The 15752-nt window shown below is 56.3% G+C and carries 18 protein-coding genes and 1 pseudogene; 7 read left to right on the plus strand and 12 right to left on the minus strand.

Going from position 1 to position 15752, the window contains the following annotated elements:
- Positions 1 to 107: 107 nt before the first annotated feature.
- Positions 108 to 236 (plus strand): hypothetical protein, encoded by a 129-nt coding sequence (locus D7X94_RS19530; RefSeq protein WP_279221784.1) that lies wholly within the window; start codon positions 108 to 110, stop codon positions 234 to 236.
- A gap of 24 nt (positions 237 to 260) precedes the next feature.
- A complete protein-coding gene (locus tag D7X94_RS11755) occupies positions 261 to 1031 on the plus strand; it encodes a helix-turn-helix domain-containing protein (RefSeq protein ID WP_120427887.1) in 771 nt (256 codons plus the stop codon).
- 182 nt (positions 1032 to 1213) lie between these two features.
- Here the strand turns inward: D7X94_RS11755 and D7X94_RS11760 are convergent, their stop codons facing one another.
- Genes D7X94_RS11760 through D7X94_RS11770 form a run of 3 tightly spaced genes read right to left on the minus strand, consistent with a single transcriptional unit; the run spans position 1214 to position 4909 of the window.
- A complete protein-coding gene (locus D7X94_RS11760; RefSeq protein ID WP_120427888.1) occupies positions 1214 to 3292 on the minus strand; it encodes a CocE/NonD family hydrolase in 2079 nt (692 codons plus the stop codon).
- A gap of 30 nt (positions 3293 to 3322) precedes the next feature.
- Entirely contained in the window at positions 3323 to 4492 is a 1170-nt protein-coding gene (locus tag D7X94_RS11765; protein WP_120427889.1) for a DUF819 family protein, read from the minus strand.
- Positions 4493 to 4522: 30 nt separating this feature from the next.
- Positions 4523 to 4909: an enolase C-terminal domain-like protein gene (locus tag D7X94_RS11770; RefSeq protein WP_120427890.1), complete on the minus strand. Its 387-nt coding sequence runs from the start codon at positions 4907 to 4909 to the stop codon at positions 4523 to 4525.
- Here D7X94_RS11770 and D7X94_RS11775 point away from each other — a divergent pair.
- Positions 4888 to 5253, plus strand: coding sequence for a cupin domain-containing protein (locus tag D7X94_RS11775; protein ID WP_120427891.1), 366 nt, complete (start codon positions 4888 to 4890; stop codon positions 5251 to 5253). The genes D7X94_RS11770 and D7X94_RS11775 overlap by 22 nt on opposite strands.
- Before the next feature lie 279 nt (positions 5254 to 5532).
- Here D7X94_RS11775 and D7X94_RS19245 read toward each other — a convergent pair whose 3' ends face one another.
- From D7X94_RS19245 to D7X94_RS11795, 4 genes are all read right to left on the minus strand, one after another.
- Positions 5533 to 5754, minus strand: a complete 222-nt coding sequence (locus tag D7X94_RS19245; protein ID WP_243111294.1) for a S26 family signal peptidase — start codon at positions 5752 to 5754, stop codon at positions 5533 to 5535.
- Between the two features lie 72 nt (positions 5755 to 5826).
- Positions 5827 to 6282: a hypothetical protein gene (locus D7X94_RS11785; protein ID WP_120427893.1), complete on the minus strand. Its 456-nt coding sequence runs from the start codon at positions 6280 to 6282 to the stop codon at positions 5827 to 5829.
- Between the two features lie 78 nt (positions 6283 to 6360).
- Complete coding sequence (locus tag D7X94_RS11790) at positions 6361 to 6738, minus strand: DUF3783 domain-containing protein (RefSeq protein ID WP_120427894.1); 378 nt, start codon at positions 6736 to 6738, stop codon at positions 6361 to 6363.
- Between the two features lie 21 nt (positions 6739 to 6759).
- Entirely contained in the window at positions 6760 to 7389 is a 630-nt protein-coding gene (locus D7X94_RS11795; RefSeq protein WP_120427895.1) for a hypothetical protein, read from the minus strand.
- Positions 7390 to 7424: 35 nt separating this feature from the next.
- On the opposite strand from D7X94_RS11795, the gene D7X94_RS11800 reads away from it, so the two are divergent.
- Positions 7425 to 7796: a helix-turn-helix domain-containing protein gene (locus D7X94_RS11800; RefSeq protein WP_120427896.1), complete on the plus strand. Its 372-nt coding sequence runs from the start codon at positions 7425 to 7427 to the stop codon at positions 7794 to 7796.
- Between the two features lie 128 nt (positions 7797 to 7924).
- On the opposite strand, the pseudogene D7X94_RS19250 reads toward D7X94_RS11800, so the two are convergent.
- The 4 genes and pseudogenes from D7X94_RS19250 to asnA all read right to left on the minus strand — a co-directional run.
- Positions 7925 to 8017: pseudogene (locus tag D7X94_RS19250) on the minus strand (ParB/RepB/Spo0J family partition protein); the annotation flags it as partial.
- A gap of 242 nt (positions 8018 to 8259) precedes the next feature.
- On the minus strand, positions 8260 to 10890 hold the full coding sequence (ppdK, locus tag D7X94_RS11805) for a pyruvate, phosphate dikinase (RefSeq protein WP_120427897.1): 2631 nt from the start codon (positions 10888 to 10890) through the stop codon (positions 8260 to 8262).
- 385 nt (positions 10891 to 11275) lie between these two features.
- Positions 11276 to 12490 carry an aminopeptidase gene (locus D7X94_RS11815; protein WP_120427899.1) on the minus strand — a complete coding sequence of 405 codons (1215 nt, stop codon included), beginning with the start codon at positions 12488 to 12490 and terminating at the stop codon, positions 11276 to 11278.
- A gap of 82 nt (positions 12491 to 12572) precedes the next feature.
- On the minus strand, positions 12573 to 13574 hold the full coding sequence (gene asnA, locus D7X94_RS11820; protein ID WP_120427900.1) for an aspartate--ammonia ligase: 1002 nt from the start codon (positions 13572 to 13574) through the stop codon (positions 12573 to 12575).
- 641 nt (positions 13575 to 14215) lie between these two features.
- Here asnA and D7X94_RS11825 point away from each other — a divergent pair.
- From D7X94_RS11825 to D7X94_RS11835, 3 genes are read left to right on the plus strand one after another with little or no spacing between them, the layout of a single operon-like run.
- A complete protein-coding gene (locus D7X94_RS11825; RefSeq protein ID WP_120427901.1) occupies positions 14216 to 14611 on the plus strand; it encodes a type II toxin-antitoxin system RelE/ParE family toxin in 396 nt (131 codons plus the stop codon).
- On the plus strand, positions 14608 to 15030 hold the full coding sequence (locus D7X94_RS11830) for a helix-turn-helix transcriptional regulator (RefSeq protein WP_120427902.1): 423 nt from the start codon (positions 14608 to 14610) through the stop codon (positions 15028 to 15030). The genes D7X94_RS11825 and D7X94_RS11830 overlap by 4 nt, the downstream gene beginning before the upstream one ends.
- Positions 15014 to 15268, plus strand: a complete 255-nt coding sequence (locus tag D7X94_RS11835; RefSeq protein WP_120427903.1) for a hypothetical protein — start codon at positions 15014 to 15016, stop codon at positions 15266 to 15268. Before D7X94_RS11830 ends, D7X94_RS11835 begins: the two co-directional genes overlap by 17 nt.
- 152 nt (positions 15269 to 15420) lie before the next feature.
- On the opposite strand, the gene D7X94_RS11840 is transcribed toward D7X94_RS11835, so the two are convergent.
- The gene (locus tag D7X94_RS11840; RefSeq protein ID WP_120427904.1) at positions 15421 to 15633 is read right to left on the minus strand and encodes a hypothetical protein; all 213 of its coding nucleotides are present in this window, start codon (positions 15631 to 15633) and stop codon (positions 15421 to 15423) included.
- Between the last annotated feature and the right edge of the window lie 119 nt (positions 15634 to 15752).

A 15752-nucleotide genomic window follows, 5' to 3' on the forward strand; every position in this document is an offset into this window, starting at 1 on the left:
CCTTTTTCTCCCTCATTCTACAGTTTCAGCTTTGAGACAGCAAAAGGCACGGTTGGCTGCCGCGCCTTTCAACGTTATTTACTATTGTAGGAGGGAACGATAACGATATGGAAAAAACAGATATTTTTGTTCATCCCCGCTTGACTTTTCCCCCTGGCTCGGCCTATTATGACATGGACTTATTGGAAAAGGCAGGTGCGGCATCTATGGATACCGGACAAGGGACACCCCGGTGATTCCGGCTGACAGGGGATGTCCATGTGGAGATCGTGGATAAGTTCAGCGGCGGGAACGTGCACCCGGACCGGGTGATGGCCCAGTGGGTCCTGGTGCTGATGATCAACGGGACGCGGACCTTCCACATCTATGGGGAGGACCATGTGGTTCACGGCGGAGAATTTTTCTTGCTGCCGCCATATGTGCGGCATTGCGGGCTTCAGTATGACCAGCATGAGGCGTATTTCGCTCATTTCCAGGCAGAGGGGGCAGAGTCCCCTCCTCCGGCAAAGCTGGATCCCGGCCACATCCTGCTGCCCTTGTGGGGGCAGGTCCCCTTGGAGCTCCCCTGCTTTGACCTGATGGAGTATGCGGCCTGCCACCGGGCTCCGCCATTTTTCAGCGAGAGTTTCCTCTCCTCCCAGATCCAGGCAATCCTGTACCAGATCAGCCTGGCTATGCAAAAAAAGAAACTATGGTCCAAGCGGGAAAACCGAATGGCCCTCCGGATTTTGCAATATATCGATAACAACAAAGGTCGGCAGCTGCAGAACCAGGACTACGCCGCCGCGTTTGGCAGAACCTACCACCACCTGAATACCATCTTCCAGGCTGTGTACGGCGTGACGATCAAGCAGATGCAGGGGATCCTGCGGGTGGATCAGGCCAAGCGTATGCTCAGCTCCGGCCACACCATTTCGGAAACCAGTGCGGCCTGCGGGTTTGAAGACTATTTTTACTTCTTGAAGGTGTTTAAAAGCAAAACCGGCATGACACCCTCCCAGTACCAGGAGACCTATCCCGATACCCATTGACCTGCAGGAAAGCACGCCGTCTCCCAGCGGGGGCGGTGTGTGTTTTCGTGCCCCGGGGCGCTTCCCGCTTTTGAGGCGGCCCGGCCCTTAATTGGGGGTAGGAAAAAGGCTGGGATCTCTCCCAGCCTTCACATAGATATTCCCGCATTTCCTTCAACCTGCGCCGGCTCGCAGATAGGCCTCTATTCCTCCACACGCACGGTCAATTTAGATGCGTGAGCGCCGCCGTGGTACAGGGTGTTTTCCGCCACCACGGTAGCCGCGCTGTTATAGCCCTCCCGGGTGTTGCTGTTGGGGAAGATAAAATTCTCCGCTCCAGAGGTCACAGTCACCCGGATGCGGTGTCCCTTGCGGAAGCAGTTAGACAGCTTGGTGGTGCGGATCTTCAGGCAAGCAATCTCCCCTTTTTCCAGAAATTCTGCTTTCTCAAATCCGTTGCGGTACCGGGCGCTGAGCACCCCGTCCGCCAGTTTGATGGAACGGCCGTTCTCGTCCACGTCAGTGACCCGCACCACAAAGTCCGTATCCGGGGCGTCAGAGGAGATATATAACTCCGCTGTCATATCCCCGGTGATGGTCACGTCCTCGGGGAGGGGCAGCGTGGTATAGCAGAGAATGTCCTGCCGCTGCTCCTCCTGGGTGTAATCCTCGGGGACTTCCAGCTCGTTCTCCGACATATCCACAATATGGGTGGCAGGATCCTGTGGGTCGTAGCGGTAGCGATCCCTGCCCTCCTGTGCCGGGGCCTGCCAGGTGAGGAACCCGTCCCCGGAGGAAGTGTTGGCATGACCGGAGCTGGTCAGGTACAGCGCCCGTTCCGCCGTGGCGGGGACCGGCCAATTCTCCGCGGTCTTCCACCGCTCCTGGCCCAGGGTGTAGTATTCCACAGGTGCTTCCCGATCCACACCGTTCTCCACGCCCTTTAAGTACCGCTCGAACCACCGGAAGTAGAGCAGATCCAAGTCGAAGCGCAAAGCCTGGCTGCCAAAGGACACCCCGTGCATATCGTACTTGCTGTTGCCACCGTGCTGCCAGGGTCCCAGGATGACTTTCCGCTTCTCCGCAGGGAAGTCGTGGACCAGCTCCAGCGCCTGGGTGGTGCCCATGCCGTTGTCATCAAACCAACCGGACTGGATCAGCGCCGGGATCTGGGCTCCTTGAGAGCGCGCCTGCCAGTCAGAACGGCTCCAGAACGCGTCGTTGTCCCGGGGCTGGAACCACTGGTCCAGGAATGGAACTTCGTAGCCTAAGGCTTTCTTAGGAATATCCGACAGGGGACGGATGCGCAGTACCTCCTGCCAATCGTCCCGCTCCATGAGCTCCGGCTTAAAAGTCTTTTGGGACACGGAGAAAGCCCAGGCGAGCATCCCGGAGTTGAGGGACCCGCCCCGCCGGGGCACATCGACGAAAGCGCTGCCGGCACACACCACGCTGATGAGGGCTTTCAAGTGGGGGTTGCCACTGGCCGCAGCGGCCCATTGGACGTACCCCAGGTAAGAACCGCCCACCATGCCCACACTGCCAGAGGACCAGGGTTGGGCGGCAATCCAGTTCAGGGTGTCGTCCCCATCCTCTACCTCGTAGTAATTGGGGATCCACTCCCCGCCGCTTTTGTTGCGGCCGCGCACGTCCTGGATAACCACGGCGTAGCCCCGCTGCACATAGCGGTAGTAGACCTCCCGACCCCCCTCTTTTCCATAGGGGGTGCGCACCAGTACCGCCGGAACCTTCTCCGCACCGGCGGGCAGGTACACATCGGTGGACAGGGCCACCCCATCCCCCATGGGCACGTCAAAGGCGCCGGCATAGGTCACGGCAAAGAGCTTCTCCTCCGGCCAAGTCTCCCGCCACTGCCGCAGGAGAGTGCGCTCCTCAAAGCCCTCCCGCACCAGCAAGGTCACCATCTCCCGGGAAGGGCAATACACAGCGATAAGCTCCCCGCCCTCCATCTGTTTGTTGCAGGGGAACTTCACATCCCGCTGGAGATAGTGGACGCCATCTTCGCTGATATACCGCTCCCCCGCCGCCTCAAATTCCCCCTTGCCGCAAAGGGCCTGGGCATACTCCCCGGCATGTTCCGCCAGGGCGAGAAAGTCCATTTTCAAAAAGGACTTATATTCCCCCGAGATCTCCGGCGTTATGGGCTCCCAATCCCCCAGACATCCCGTGAATACATCCAGACGGCGGATACGGGGCGCCCCAGAAACAAGATCCAGCTTGCCGTACAGGATGCCCGACACATACAAATTAAAAACAGCCATTAGGTTTCCCACCTTTCGTCTTATTTAAGATCATCCCCCTACAATCGCCCGTATCGCATAGGCAACGAAAATGCCCACATAATTTCCCAAGGCCCCCGCCAAAACGCCCATGAGCAGGCCAATGTTGATGAGGATCTTCCACTGGGCACTGGAAGCCACCAGCGCCGCAGTAGGGCCGTCGGAGATGCAGCCCACGATGGACAGCAGCACATACTCAAAGCGGATCTTCAGCAGCCGTGTGATGAGCAGGTGTAGCAGGCTGCTGAACAAAATCACACAGAAGCAGAATAAGGTGATATAGAAGGTTGAACCAAAGAATTGCATCAAATCTACGGCGAAGCCGATGGTGCTGAGGAACAGTAGGGCCACAAACAGCCCCAAGTCGAAATTTCCCCGGAGCCTCCGCACCGCAGGTACTTGGGCCAGAAGGATGGAGAATGTGGTAATAAGCAAGATGCGGCCCGCGCTGCGGAAGTCCTCCCCGAACACCATGCTGGAGATCAGGGTGGAGACCCACACCGTGCCGAAGCCAATGGCAAGCAGGCAGGCGATCTCCTGGATAGACCATTCTTTCGAGGCCATCAGTTCCTCGTGATCCCCCTCCCCCGCCAGCTCTTCCTGTGGCATATCGTAGGGCCACAGCTTTTTCAGCTTCTTGGAACCTTTGTAGATGGCGGGGACCGCGAACATGAGGATCATCGTGGGGATGCCCACCACATAGTCCGCAGCGTTGGCCGAAGCGATGGTGGTCTTGGCAGCGTTCAGGCCCACCGCGATAGCGGTCAGGTTGGAGCTACCCCCCGTATAAGTGCCCACAAACATACCGGATACCTTCCATCCCTCATCGATCTTCCCGGCAAACACCACGCCAAACACCAGCGCTACCAAACACACACTGCATACGGCGGAGATCAGGGCGATCACCGGCTCTTTGGTGAGCTTGCGCATTTGGCGCAGGTCCAGGCTCAACAGGCAGATGGATACCGACAGCGGCACACAGTAGTTGCTGACGGCGTCGTAAGTGGCGCTGGAGGTGGGCACGACCTTCAGGTTGGAAAGCACAATGCCCGTTATAATGACAGTCAGCGCCGGGCCCAGCGTCTTAAAGACCTTGAACCGCTGCAGCCACAGTCCCAGGGCCACCACTCCGAAAATAACGAACACCAGGGCCCCCTCCGACGAAAGCAATGTCCCATTCATACTCATTATCCCCTTTCCATTATCCCACAGCTAAAAGTCGAAGTCAATGCCCAGGCCGGGCTTGTCCGACAGGGTGTACACCCCGCCCTCCACAGAGAAGCCGCCGGGCATACCCATCTCCGGATCCACGGCATACATAAAACTGTCGCAGTCAGCCTCCGTAATATTGGACTTGGCTGCCACCAGGGCCACCCCTGCGGCGATGGCCACCTTGGTCTCCAGCATACAGCCCACCATACACTGGACGTGGTTTGCCTCGGCCACAGCGTTGATCTTTTCTGCCGGGTACAGGCCGCCACACTTCATCAGCTTGATATTCAGGATGTCCGCGGCCTCCAGCCGGCAGGCCCTGGCGGCTTCAACAGGGGAGTGGATCGACCATCCACAAGGATGAGATGATCCAGCTTTCCCAGCCAAACTCCAACGTGCGCTATTGGATCATGTCCCCCATGCCCACCGGGGAGTTCGTGCCCCAATCTTTGGTGGCACAGTTCGAGCTGGCGCCCCGCAGCGTAGACGGAGAATTGCCGGTCATCCACCCCAGCGAAGAAATCGTCCTGCTGGAGCGTGGCGCCGTGGATGTGATCATCGACGGGAAGCCCGTCCATCTGGAGGCCGGGGACACCACCCTGATCCGCTCCAACCTGCCCCACATTCTCTCTAACCCCACGGATGAGGTAGTTATAGGGTATTCCATCCTCACTCCCGCTGTATGGTTCCCCAGCACCCACCGAAGCCCTAAGCCAGGCCCCAAAAATTGAATCCATGCTCTTATAGCCTCCCTACGGGAGGCATTTTCATGTGTGTCTCAAGTAAGAAGATCAAAAGCAAGTCACAGCTGCGGAAGGACATGGTCAGTAGGACTTTTCCGCCCTTGCGTCCCTCCGCACGATCCATTTCCACCACACCGATGCCCGGCTCCTCTTTGGGCCGCTTTTGGAAGCAATGGAGGCATTGCCCGTGGACGCGCTTCTTCGTCCGAACATAAACCCCGGTTATCCTTAGCAGGGCCTCAAACCATTCTTCAACTGACCTCTTGGTTATCGGCCGGTTTTCCAGCTTGCTGGGAAAAATATGGTTTTCCGGGTCATCCATAACATTGATTGCAGCGCAGTACCTATTTGGAATAGCCTTACATACGCTGCGTTTCGAGATATAAAAGGACTATCCCAGTACCTGGAATTCCAAGAGTTCTCCCTGTTATCCCCCAACAAATAAAAACACTCCTCTGGTACTGTAAGCCATTTTCCCCGATGCGACACCGTATACCCTTCTGTTGCAGCAATCCTCTTTACCAGCAGCCTGCCCCCATGCCGGAATAATGTCCCTCACCTTCAGCTTGTCAAAAATGCGGCTGCCGACGATAATGCTCGCCCGGTCTGGAGGCAGAAAGTGATAAGCGCACGGTCTATGCCGCGTCCTGCAAGATATTCTTCAGCCTGGGAAGTGTTCTCACTGACTTTTGGGAGCAACAGCACCTTTGGCTTTTCCTTCTTTTGCCGGGAAACAAAAACAGGCGGCTGAATTGCCGCCTGCCCGGTGATACGCTCTACTGCGTCCAGAAATGGTAACTGCTTCACTTTGATAAGATAGTCCAGCGCCGACGTGCCTCCGATTCCCCGCAAGAACCAGCACCACTTGCCGTTGGAGATCTTCAGACTGTCATGCTCACGGGTGCAGTAGGTGCTGCCGCCGAAGTGTACCAGCTCGTCCGGCTCGTAGTTGCGCAGGTAGGTCAGCAAGTCCATCTCACGGGCCTTGGACAGGGTTTCGGGTGGGATATAGGGCATATTGTTCACCTCCGATTCAAATGGAAATAGCCGAGAGGCTTCATTTAAGAAAACCTCCCAGCTATGTAACACTGTGGTCTACTTCTTCTGGAACGCTTGGTGCTCCTTAGAAAGCTCCTTGTATAAGTCCTCCGCGCTCCAAAATATATTGTGTGGTGTGATAACAGCCTTTAGGTCAATAGGTGGTATACCGGCTTTTTTGTATTCGCTTAAAAAGCGGTCGAGCATATCTGCCATATTGGAAAACACCATCATTTCAGATGGGAACTCTGGGCCGGTGTATTCGATATCTTCTCTTGGAAAACCCGGTATTCCTGCAAGATACGCCAGCTTTTGGGAGTAGTCGGCAAGGCCGATTTTTGACGTGCTTATGCCTAGATTTTTACACAGGCTTTCAATCTGAGCCGCCTTGATGGGTTCTACCCGAAATAAAAGAACGTGTGCACCATTTGACATAACATCTTCCCCTTACACGATTTATAGCCGGAACTCACGCTCTACCAAAGCGAAAGTCTCCTCAATACTCCGATTGTCATCCCTCAAAATCACCCGGAATCCCGAATGGAGAAACTTCTCGTACGCGGCAGGGGAGTTGATCCGCTCCAGGCACTGCCGGAAATTCTCAAGCGCCTGCTCCGGGTCGGGTTCCTCCATCATCAGCATATAGAGAAACTGCTTTTCCCTGTCCGGCCTCTCAAAAAAGCGCTTCACCGATATCTCCGGATCAGCCAGCATGATAAGCACATGGTCGTAATCGGAAATCTCCCGCAGCGTTTCAAGGGATATATTAGTGTCCACAAACACTAGTTTATCAGTTTCAGCCAGCTTGTCCAGAATTTGCAGTTCAAGAATCTCACACTCTTTTGATACGCCTTTTACCCAAGCCTCATACTCGTCCGGCGTCCGCCTGATAAAATCGCGCCAATCCTGCAAATCCCGGGTGTAGGTCAGGCAGGGAAACTCCCGGCTGTCCAAACCGGCCAGCATAGAATCGTGATAATTTTCCTCGCAGGCAATACCGTTGTGTCTTTCGGCCAGCAGCTTCACCATGGTGGATTTCCCGGCGTAGGCCGTCCCATTGATGAAGAACACATTGCTAAATCTCAAGCTACTCATCCCCTCTATAACCAACTATCATTATATTGGTATTCCCTCTCAAAGTCAACAGAAACCTCCCCATCGGCAAGCGTATCAAAATCGAACGTATCAAGGCTGACCTCACCCAGGAGAATTTGGCGGAGATGTCAGGTGTTTCCCCGGCCCACATGAGCAATATCGAAACCGGCACCACGCGGGTCAGTCTGACAACCATGGTCGCCATTGCCAACGCGCTGGGCGTTATACTGGATGCCCTCGTGTGTGACAACCTGACCCATGCCCGGGTGCAGTTTGAACTGGATATTGCAGACACATTATCGGATTGTGACACCTATGAAATCCGCACGATAGCGGACATGGCCCAGGCTCTCAAAGACACGCTCCGCAAGGACGCACACCTAAGAAAGCAATTATAATGCAGCCTATGTAAAGGAGCAAGTTTGCAGCTTGCCCCTTTCTTTATCGCATATATTCCCTAACCCGCGCCTTTTCTTCTACTTCTTCTCCCTCCGGCCCATCGTCCAAAATGGAGCGGTCTTTCTGATCCATGTTGCCTGTTCATTGCTTCAAGCTGCATCTTATACGCAAAGGCTTTCTCACTCGGCAAAATGGCAGAGCGTTGGAGATTGCTTTCCACCGTCCTTTCCTGTTTCCATTATATATAGAGACGGCTTGGTATTCAAAGGTGCAAACGAGCGAAAAAATAAGCGTACCACTATTTCTAATGATACGCTTATCTTAATTCAGTTCTTAATCAAGGTCGATATATACCGTTACGGTAGTTTCTCTCCATTGATTTTTCCTTACATACTGTCCGTTAGCCTTTCGGTAAGCTGTCGCCTGCTCGAAAGATAGCGGTAATTCAAAGGAAGCGAACTCCTACCTACTTTTGATAGCCGCCTGAGCAGCAGCCAGACGGGCGATCGGCACGCGGAAGGGAGAGCAGGACACATAGGTCAGGCCCACGTTGTGGCAGAACTCGATGGTGGTCGGGTCGCCGCCATGCTCGCCGCAGATGCCCAGCACGATGTCGGGGCGCACGGCCTTGCCCTTCTCGGAAGCCATCTTCACCAGCTGGCCAACACCCTCCTGGTCCAGACGGGCAAAGGGATCGTTCTCATAGATCTTGTTCTCATAGTAGCTGCCCAGGAATTTGCCGGCATCATCGCGAGAGAAGCCGAAGGTCATCTGGGTCAGGTCGTTGGTGCCGAAGCTGAAGAACTCGGCCTCCTCGGCGATCTTGTCCGCGGTCAGAGCGGCACGGGGGATTTCGATCATGGTGCCCACCTTGTACTTCAGGTCCACACCGGCCTCGGCGATGATCCTGTCGGCGGTCTCCACCACGGTCTTCTTCACATACTTGAGCTCCTTGATCTCGCCCACCAGGGGGATCATGATCTCAGGCACGATATGCCAGTCGGGATGGGCCTTGTTCACGTTGATGGCGGCCTTGATGACGGCCTCGGTCTGCATCTCGGCAATCTCCGGATAGGTGACGGCCAGACGGCAGCCGCGGTGGCCCATCATGGGGTTGAACTCATGCAGGCCGGCGATAATTGCCTTGATGTCCTCCACGCTCTTGCCCTGGGTCTCGGCCAGCAGCTCGATGTCCTTCTCCTCGGTGGGGACGAACTCGTGCAGCGGGGGATCCAGGAAGCGGATGTTCACGTGCTTGCCCTCGAGAGCCTCGTAGAGCTTCTCGAAGTCGCCCTGCTGCATGGGCTCCAGCTTGGCCAGAGCGGCTTTGCGCTGCTCCACGGTGTCGGAGCAGATCATCTCCCGGATAGCGGCGATGCGGTCAGGATCAAAGAACATGTGCTCGGTGCGGCACAGGCCGATGCCCTCGGCGCCGAAGGCCACGGCCTGGGCGGCGTCCTTGGGGGTGTCGGCGTTGGTGCGGACCTGCAGGGTGCGGTACTTGTCGGAAAGCTCCATGATCCGGCCGAAGTAACCGCCCTCGGTGGAGGCGGGCACGGTGGGAATGGCCTCGCCGTAGATGTTGCCGGTGGTGCCGTCCAGAGAGATATAGTCGCCCTCATGGTACTCCCGGCCGTTCAGGGTGAATTTCTTGTTGGCCTCGTCCATCTTGATGGCGCCGCAACCGGATACGCAGCAGGTGCCCATGCCCCGGGCCACAACGGCCGCGTGGCTGGTCATGCCGCCGCGCACGGTGAGGATGCCCTGGGAGAAGTGCATGCCCTCAATGTCCTCGGGAGAGGTCTCCAGACGGACCAGAACCACCTTCTCACCGGCCTGGCCCTGCTCCACGGCGTCCTCGGCGGTGAACACGATCTTGCCGCAGGCGGCTCCGGGAGAGGCAGCCAAGGCGCTGGCCACAGGAGTGGCGGCCTTCAGGGCGGCGGCGTCGAACTGGGGATGCAGCAGAGCGTCCAGCTGCTTGGGATCGATCATCAGCAGGGCCTCTTCCTCGGTCTTCATGCCCTCATCGATCAGGTCGCAGGCAATCTTGATGGCGGCGGTAGCGGTGCGCTTGCCGTTACGGGTCTGGAGCATGAAGAGCTTACCGTGCTCTACGGTGAACTCCATGTCCTGCATGTCGTGATAATGGCCCTCCAGCAGAGCGCACACCTTCTTGAACTGCTCGAAAGCCTCGGGGAACTTCTCCTCCATCTGGGCAATGGGCATGGGAGTGCGCACACCGGCCACCACGTCCTCGCCCTGGGCGTTGGTCAGGAACTCGCCCATCAGCTTCTTCTCGCCAGTGGCGGGGTCGCGGGTAAAGGCCACGCCGGTGCCGCAGTCGTCGCCCATGTTGCCGAAAGCCATCATCTGCACGTTGACGGCGGTGCCCCAGCTGTAGGGGATCTCGTTCATGCGGCGGTATACGTTGGCGCGGGGGTTGTCCCAGGAGCGGAACACAGCCTTCACGGCGCCCATGAGCTGCTCCTTGGGATCGGTGGGGAAGTCCGCGCCGATTTTTTCCTTGTACTCAGCCTTGAACTGCTCGGCCAGCTCCTTCAGGTCGTTCTCGTCCAGCTCGGTATCCTGGGTAACGCCCTTCTTCTCCTTCATCTGGTCGATGAGCTCTTCAAAGTACTTCTTGCCCACCTCCATAACCACGTCGGAGTACATCTGAATGAAACGGCGGTAGCAGTCGTAGGCCCAGCGGGGATTCCCGGAGGCCTTGGCCATATACTCCACGACCTCTTCGTTCAGGCCCAGGTTCAGGATGGTATCCATCATGCCGGGCATAGAGGCCCGGGCGCCGGAGCGCACGGAAACCAGCAGCGGGTTCTCCTTGTCGCCGAACTTCTTGCCGGTGATCTCCTCCATCTTGCCTACATACTCCATGATCTGCGCCTGGATCTCGTCGTTGATCTTCCGGCCGTCCTCGTAATACTGAGTACAGGCCTCAGTGCTGATGGTAAAGCCCTGGGGCACGGGCAGGCCCAGATTGGTCATCTCGGCCAGGTTCGCGCCCTTGCCGCCCAGCAGCTCGCGCATGGAACCATTGCCCTCTGTAAACAGGTATACATACTTGTGGCTCATTGGTAACAACCTCCTAAAGAATGTTCAACCGGAATCGTTTGCTTCTTCCTCCGATTACTGCCTCAATTATAACAAGAATTCCCGAAAAATTCCATAGGAAACGGTAAGATTTTTAAAAAAATTTTGTTTTAGGGAGTAAGCGGATGATTTTTCCCTATCCCGCCGGAGAAACGGGCGCTTCTTCCCGCGATTCTTCCTGGAATAGGCGCCCCGTGCCGGCAGATTATAACATTCTCCCAAATTCGAAGCAAGACGGCGAGTGGCCGGAAAGGGCTCCTTGTACCATAAAAACGGAAAAGGGTCAAGACCCGGAGCCCCCCGGCCTGACCCTTCCACACGCTTTGTATTGAGAAAATCCGGCTTTTCTCCGGTTTTCAAACAGCCTCTAGAGCGGCAGGGCGAAATCGCCGTTTCGGAAAATTTCTACTTCCTTTCCGTCCTCTGTAAAGCCGGTAATGCTCATGTCCGCCGTCCCGATCATAAAGTCCACATGGATGGTGGAATCGTTAAACAACGCCTCCTGTCCCTGGGGAGCACGCCCCAGCCCCCGGCCCAATGCCAGATGGCAGCTGGCGTTCTCATCGATCAGGGTGGTATAGTACACCAGGCCGCTCATGCTAATGGAGGAATGATACTCCACCAGCGCCGCCTCGCCCAGATATCCGGCGTTTTCGTCTGTGGCCACGAGCGCTTCCAGCATCTCTCTGCCCTCTCCGGCCAGGACCTCTGCCACCTTGCCGTTCTCAAACCGGAAGCCAAAATTCTCGATTTTCTTTCCGCCCAGCACCAGTGGCCGGGAAGCATAGACTACGCCGTTGGTCTCAAACTTGCTGGGAGTGGTGCAGATCTCCTCGCTGGGAATGTTGGGATTGAAGGGGACATAGTCTGCGGGCGACTCTCCCTCTTCGTAGCCAAATTTGGACCAAGGGGCGAGCCCAACGGTAAGGTCTGTGCCGTTGGAGGCGGTATAGTGCAGCCGGGTCAGGTGCAGCGCGTCGATTGCCCGGCCCAGTCGGGCGGTTTTCCTGCCCTTTTCCCGCCAGGTTTCCACCACGTCATTGGCTTCGTCGATATAGCAGAGCTTCAGCAAAATGCGCCAAAGCTCCTCCTCCGCCTCGGCTCCGGTCTTATCCAGAATATACTCTGCCCACTCCACGGTGGGGATCATGGCGATCAGCCACTGACAGTGCTTTTCCCGGCTGGCCTTGCGCATAATGTTACGCACCGTATCCACATGGGCAAAAATGGCGTTGGAATTTTTTTCGCTGACATCCTCCATCAGCCTGGGGTTCACCCCCTCCAGCCGCACATAGCAGGCCCCGTCCTCCAGATAGCCTTCATGCATGGCGTATTCCCAATCCTCTACCCGGCGCACATCCTCATCGCCGCGATACCGAGCGGCGATTTTCATATTGGGCAGGTCCAGGTAATGGACCACTACATTGCCCGCGCCCAGCTTGTAACATTCCTCCGCAAAAATGCTGGTAAACTGCCAGCCCTCAACCGCCGCCTCCACCAGCACGGTCTGACCTTTCTGTACGTTCAGCCCTACCCGAGCCAGAGTATAGGCATATTTGTGTTTCATCTTTTCCAAGTCCATCTTTTCTACCTCCCTATAATTTTATGGGGCAACAGGAATATGGCTCCGCGCCCCAGAAACCTCCGCAGTATGACGACATTCATTACAGCAGGATGATCCCCGCAGACCGGCACGCCTCCTGGGTGTCCTGGTCCCATAGAGAAGCCTGCACCTCGCCGATATGGGCCTTGCCCAAAAGCAGCATACACAGCCGGCTCTGGCCGATTCCCCCGCCAATGGTGAGGGGAAGCTGGCCGCTGAGCAGCATTTTGTGGAAGGGGAGTTCTCTTCTGTGGCCGCACCCGGCCTCTGTGAGCTGGCGGTCCAGGGATTCCGGATCCACCCGGATGCCCATGCTGCTGATCTCCAGGGCCACGCCCAAGGGCTCGTGCCAGAACAGGAGGTCGCCGTTGAGGGCCCAGTCGTCATAGTCCGGGGCCCGGCCGTCGTGAGGCCTGCCGCTTTTCAGCTTTCCGCCAATCTGCCGGATGAAGGCCGTGCGGTGCTCCTTCACAAAGGCGGTCTCCCGCTCCTTGGGGGAGAGCTCCGGCCAGCGGTCCTCCAGCTCCTGGGCGGAGACAAAGACCACCTCCCGGCACAGCTGGGTGGGCAGGTCCGGGAACTGCCACTGGAGTTCGTCCAAAGTGCCGCAGATGGCGCTGACGATTTTCTTTACGGTCTCCTCCAGATATGCCTCTGTGCGGTCCTCCGGAGCAATCACCTTTTCCCAGTCCCACTGGTCCACGTAAATGGAGTGGAGATTGTCCAGCTCTTCGTCCCGGCGGATGGCGTTCATATCCGTGACTAGGCCGTTGCCCACAAAGAAATTGTAGTCGTGCAGGGCCAGACGCTTCCATTTAGCCAGGGAATGGACCACCTGGCCCTCAAAGCCCACGGCGGGGATATCGAAGCCCACCGGGCGCTCCACGCCGTTCAGATCGTCGTTCAAGCCGGTGGCCGGGTCCACGAATAGAGGGGCGGTGACCCGCTTGAGGTGCAAGGCTGCGCAGAGCTTCACCTGGAAGATATTTTTGATGAGGCCGATGGCCTTTTGGGTGTCGTACAGGCCCAGAGAAGGGGCATAGCCCTGGGGAATCACAGTCATGACAAGCACTTCCAATCCAGTAAAATGAAAGCAGAGACAAGAAAGGCTCCGCTTTTTTGGCAAAAACGCCTTTATCTTAAGCAGTATACCAGAAAAAATGCAACTTGTCTATAGGGAAGCTGCAAAAGGGGCGCTCGAAGCGCGTGCTTTTTTGAAGTAATGGGAGGCCTTCGGGCCAAAGGACGTGGTCTCGCCTGCCGGCTCGGTCGGTTCGCAGCTTGTCTGCCACTGGCAGACGCTCACCCCCACACCCCCGCCAGCTTAAGACCAGCTGGACCGGTCAAAGCTATCCAAGGTAAAAGTTTCGTCGTCTCACCTGCCGGTTCGGTCAGCGCTTGACGGTCCCCACCGGGGACCAGCGCCCTTTTCAAAGGTGGTGGGGTTCTTAGGGGGCGACAATCGCCGGTGGCGATTTCCCGTCGCCGACCGAGCCGGAAGGCGAGACCCAACGCCCCTAAGCCGCCGGAGGCCAAAACATCGTCCCCAAAAGCGCGCTTTGGACGCTCCCGCTGGAAAAGAGGGCGTCCAAAGCCCTTCCCCGCTCGAGATAAAGCAGAGATATTCTTTATCTGGAATTTTTTATCGTAAGTGGTTGCAAAATTGCTGAAATTAGGGTATAATATAGCAGGTGAGGAATATCAATGAACAAAGAGAAGTTTATCGCTCTGCTGGTTGCGGCGCTGCACGGGATTTCCGTCCATCAAGACTTAATCCTTGAACTGCTGGGAATCCTGAAGAGCTCTGGCAGCGAACAGGCCTTTCTGGACATTCTCATCGCTAGGCTGAAATTCCTGGATGAGAGGGGAATTCACGCGGTGCGCCATCAGGAGTTCGAACTTTTGGATCAGGGCATTTACAGTATGCACTTGGCGAGAAAGGAATTCAATATCCGGATTCTGTATTGCTTTTTATCGGATGGCAGGCCCGCTTTGCTGTGCGCCTTTTTCGAAAGGGCGGGCCATAAAGACACCGACTATACCCATGAGATCCCCAAGGCCGTCCAGAGGCGAAAAGAATTGGAGGAGGAGCTGTCATGAAAAAAAGTGCGACAATGAAGGATCTGCTGTTGGCATTGACGGAAAATATGAGCGCGGAGGAGATTTTGTCGGCGGACATCATCTCCAGCTTGTCCAACGCCATTGCGAAAAAGCGGATCGGTCTGGACATGACCCAGGCGGAGCTGGCGGCCAGCATCGGAAAAAAGCAGAGCACCATATCGAAATGGGAAAATGGCGACATGAATTTCACGGTTCGTCTGTTGGCCGAGATCGCGGTGAAGCTGGGGATGGATTTGCAGGTGGAGCTGAAGGATCACAGCCAAGTGCAACACGCCGGTGGGGTGTATACTGTGGTGAAAGACAACACCCCTTCCTTTCATCAGGGGTATACCTACTCCAGCATGAAGCGGGAACAAAAAGGAGTTGAGGGGAGAGACTGCAATGTATCAGTTTATTAATGGATTTACATGCTCGTCAGCGGAGGACGGCGGCACGGTGATCATACAACTCCGGCAAAAGCTGCCGGATATCAGCGGTGACGGGGACATTCAGGGTATCAAAGCGGAACAGATCGCTTCCATCATAATGGAAATGGATGTGGCTTTGGAGCTGGGAAAGGCCCTTTGCGCCGCGAAAGACGGCTTTGAACCGGAAGATGATCCCATGGAAGAGGAGGATAAGGGCCCGCGTTCTTAGCGAAAGCCCCAGCCCGTTTCCCGCGTACAAAAAAGGAGCCGTTGCCACGGCCCTTTTTTGTTTATAGTTAACGCAGTTCAAAAGAGGGATTTTTACCTCTTTCGAACCCGGCGGCGCAGCCGCCTAGCTTGAAAACCGGTAAATACCGATTTTTAAGTGCGTTTACTATATTCCACAATTTTCGCGTATTTGTCCAGGCCTTTCAGGTTCTCCTGGTACTCCTCCCAGGTGTCCATGCCGGTCTCGTAGTTGTACCGGAAGGCCTCCTCGTCCTGCCGGCAAAAAAAGTCCTCGTCCACCGGCTCGTCCAGATGGGCGGAGACCAGGGCGTAGGCGGGCAGCTCGTTCTCGGTGGCCGGGTTCACATAGGTCCGTCCTCTATCTTTTTGTAGACCCCCTGCACCAGGCCGTAGAGGCTATAATAATCCCCCTCTGTGTTGAAAGCATTCCCGCACTTGGGGTTAAAGAGGAACAGGAGGTATTC

The organism is Acutalibacter sp. 1XD8-33, from assembly GCF_003612555.1.
Classification (GTDB): domain Bacteria; phylum Bacillota; class Clostridia; order Oscillospirales; family Acutalibacteraceae; genus Acutalibacter.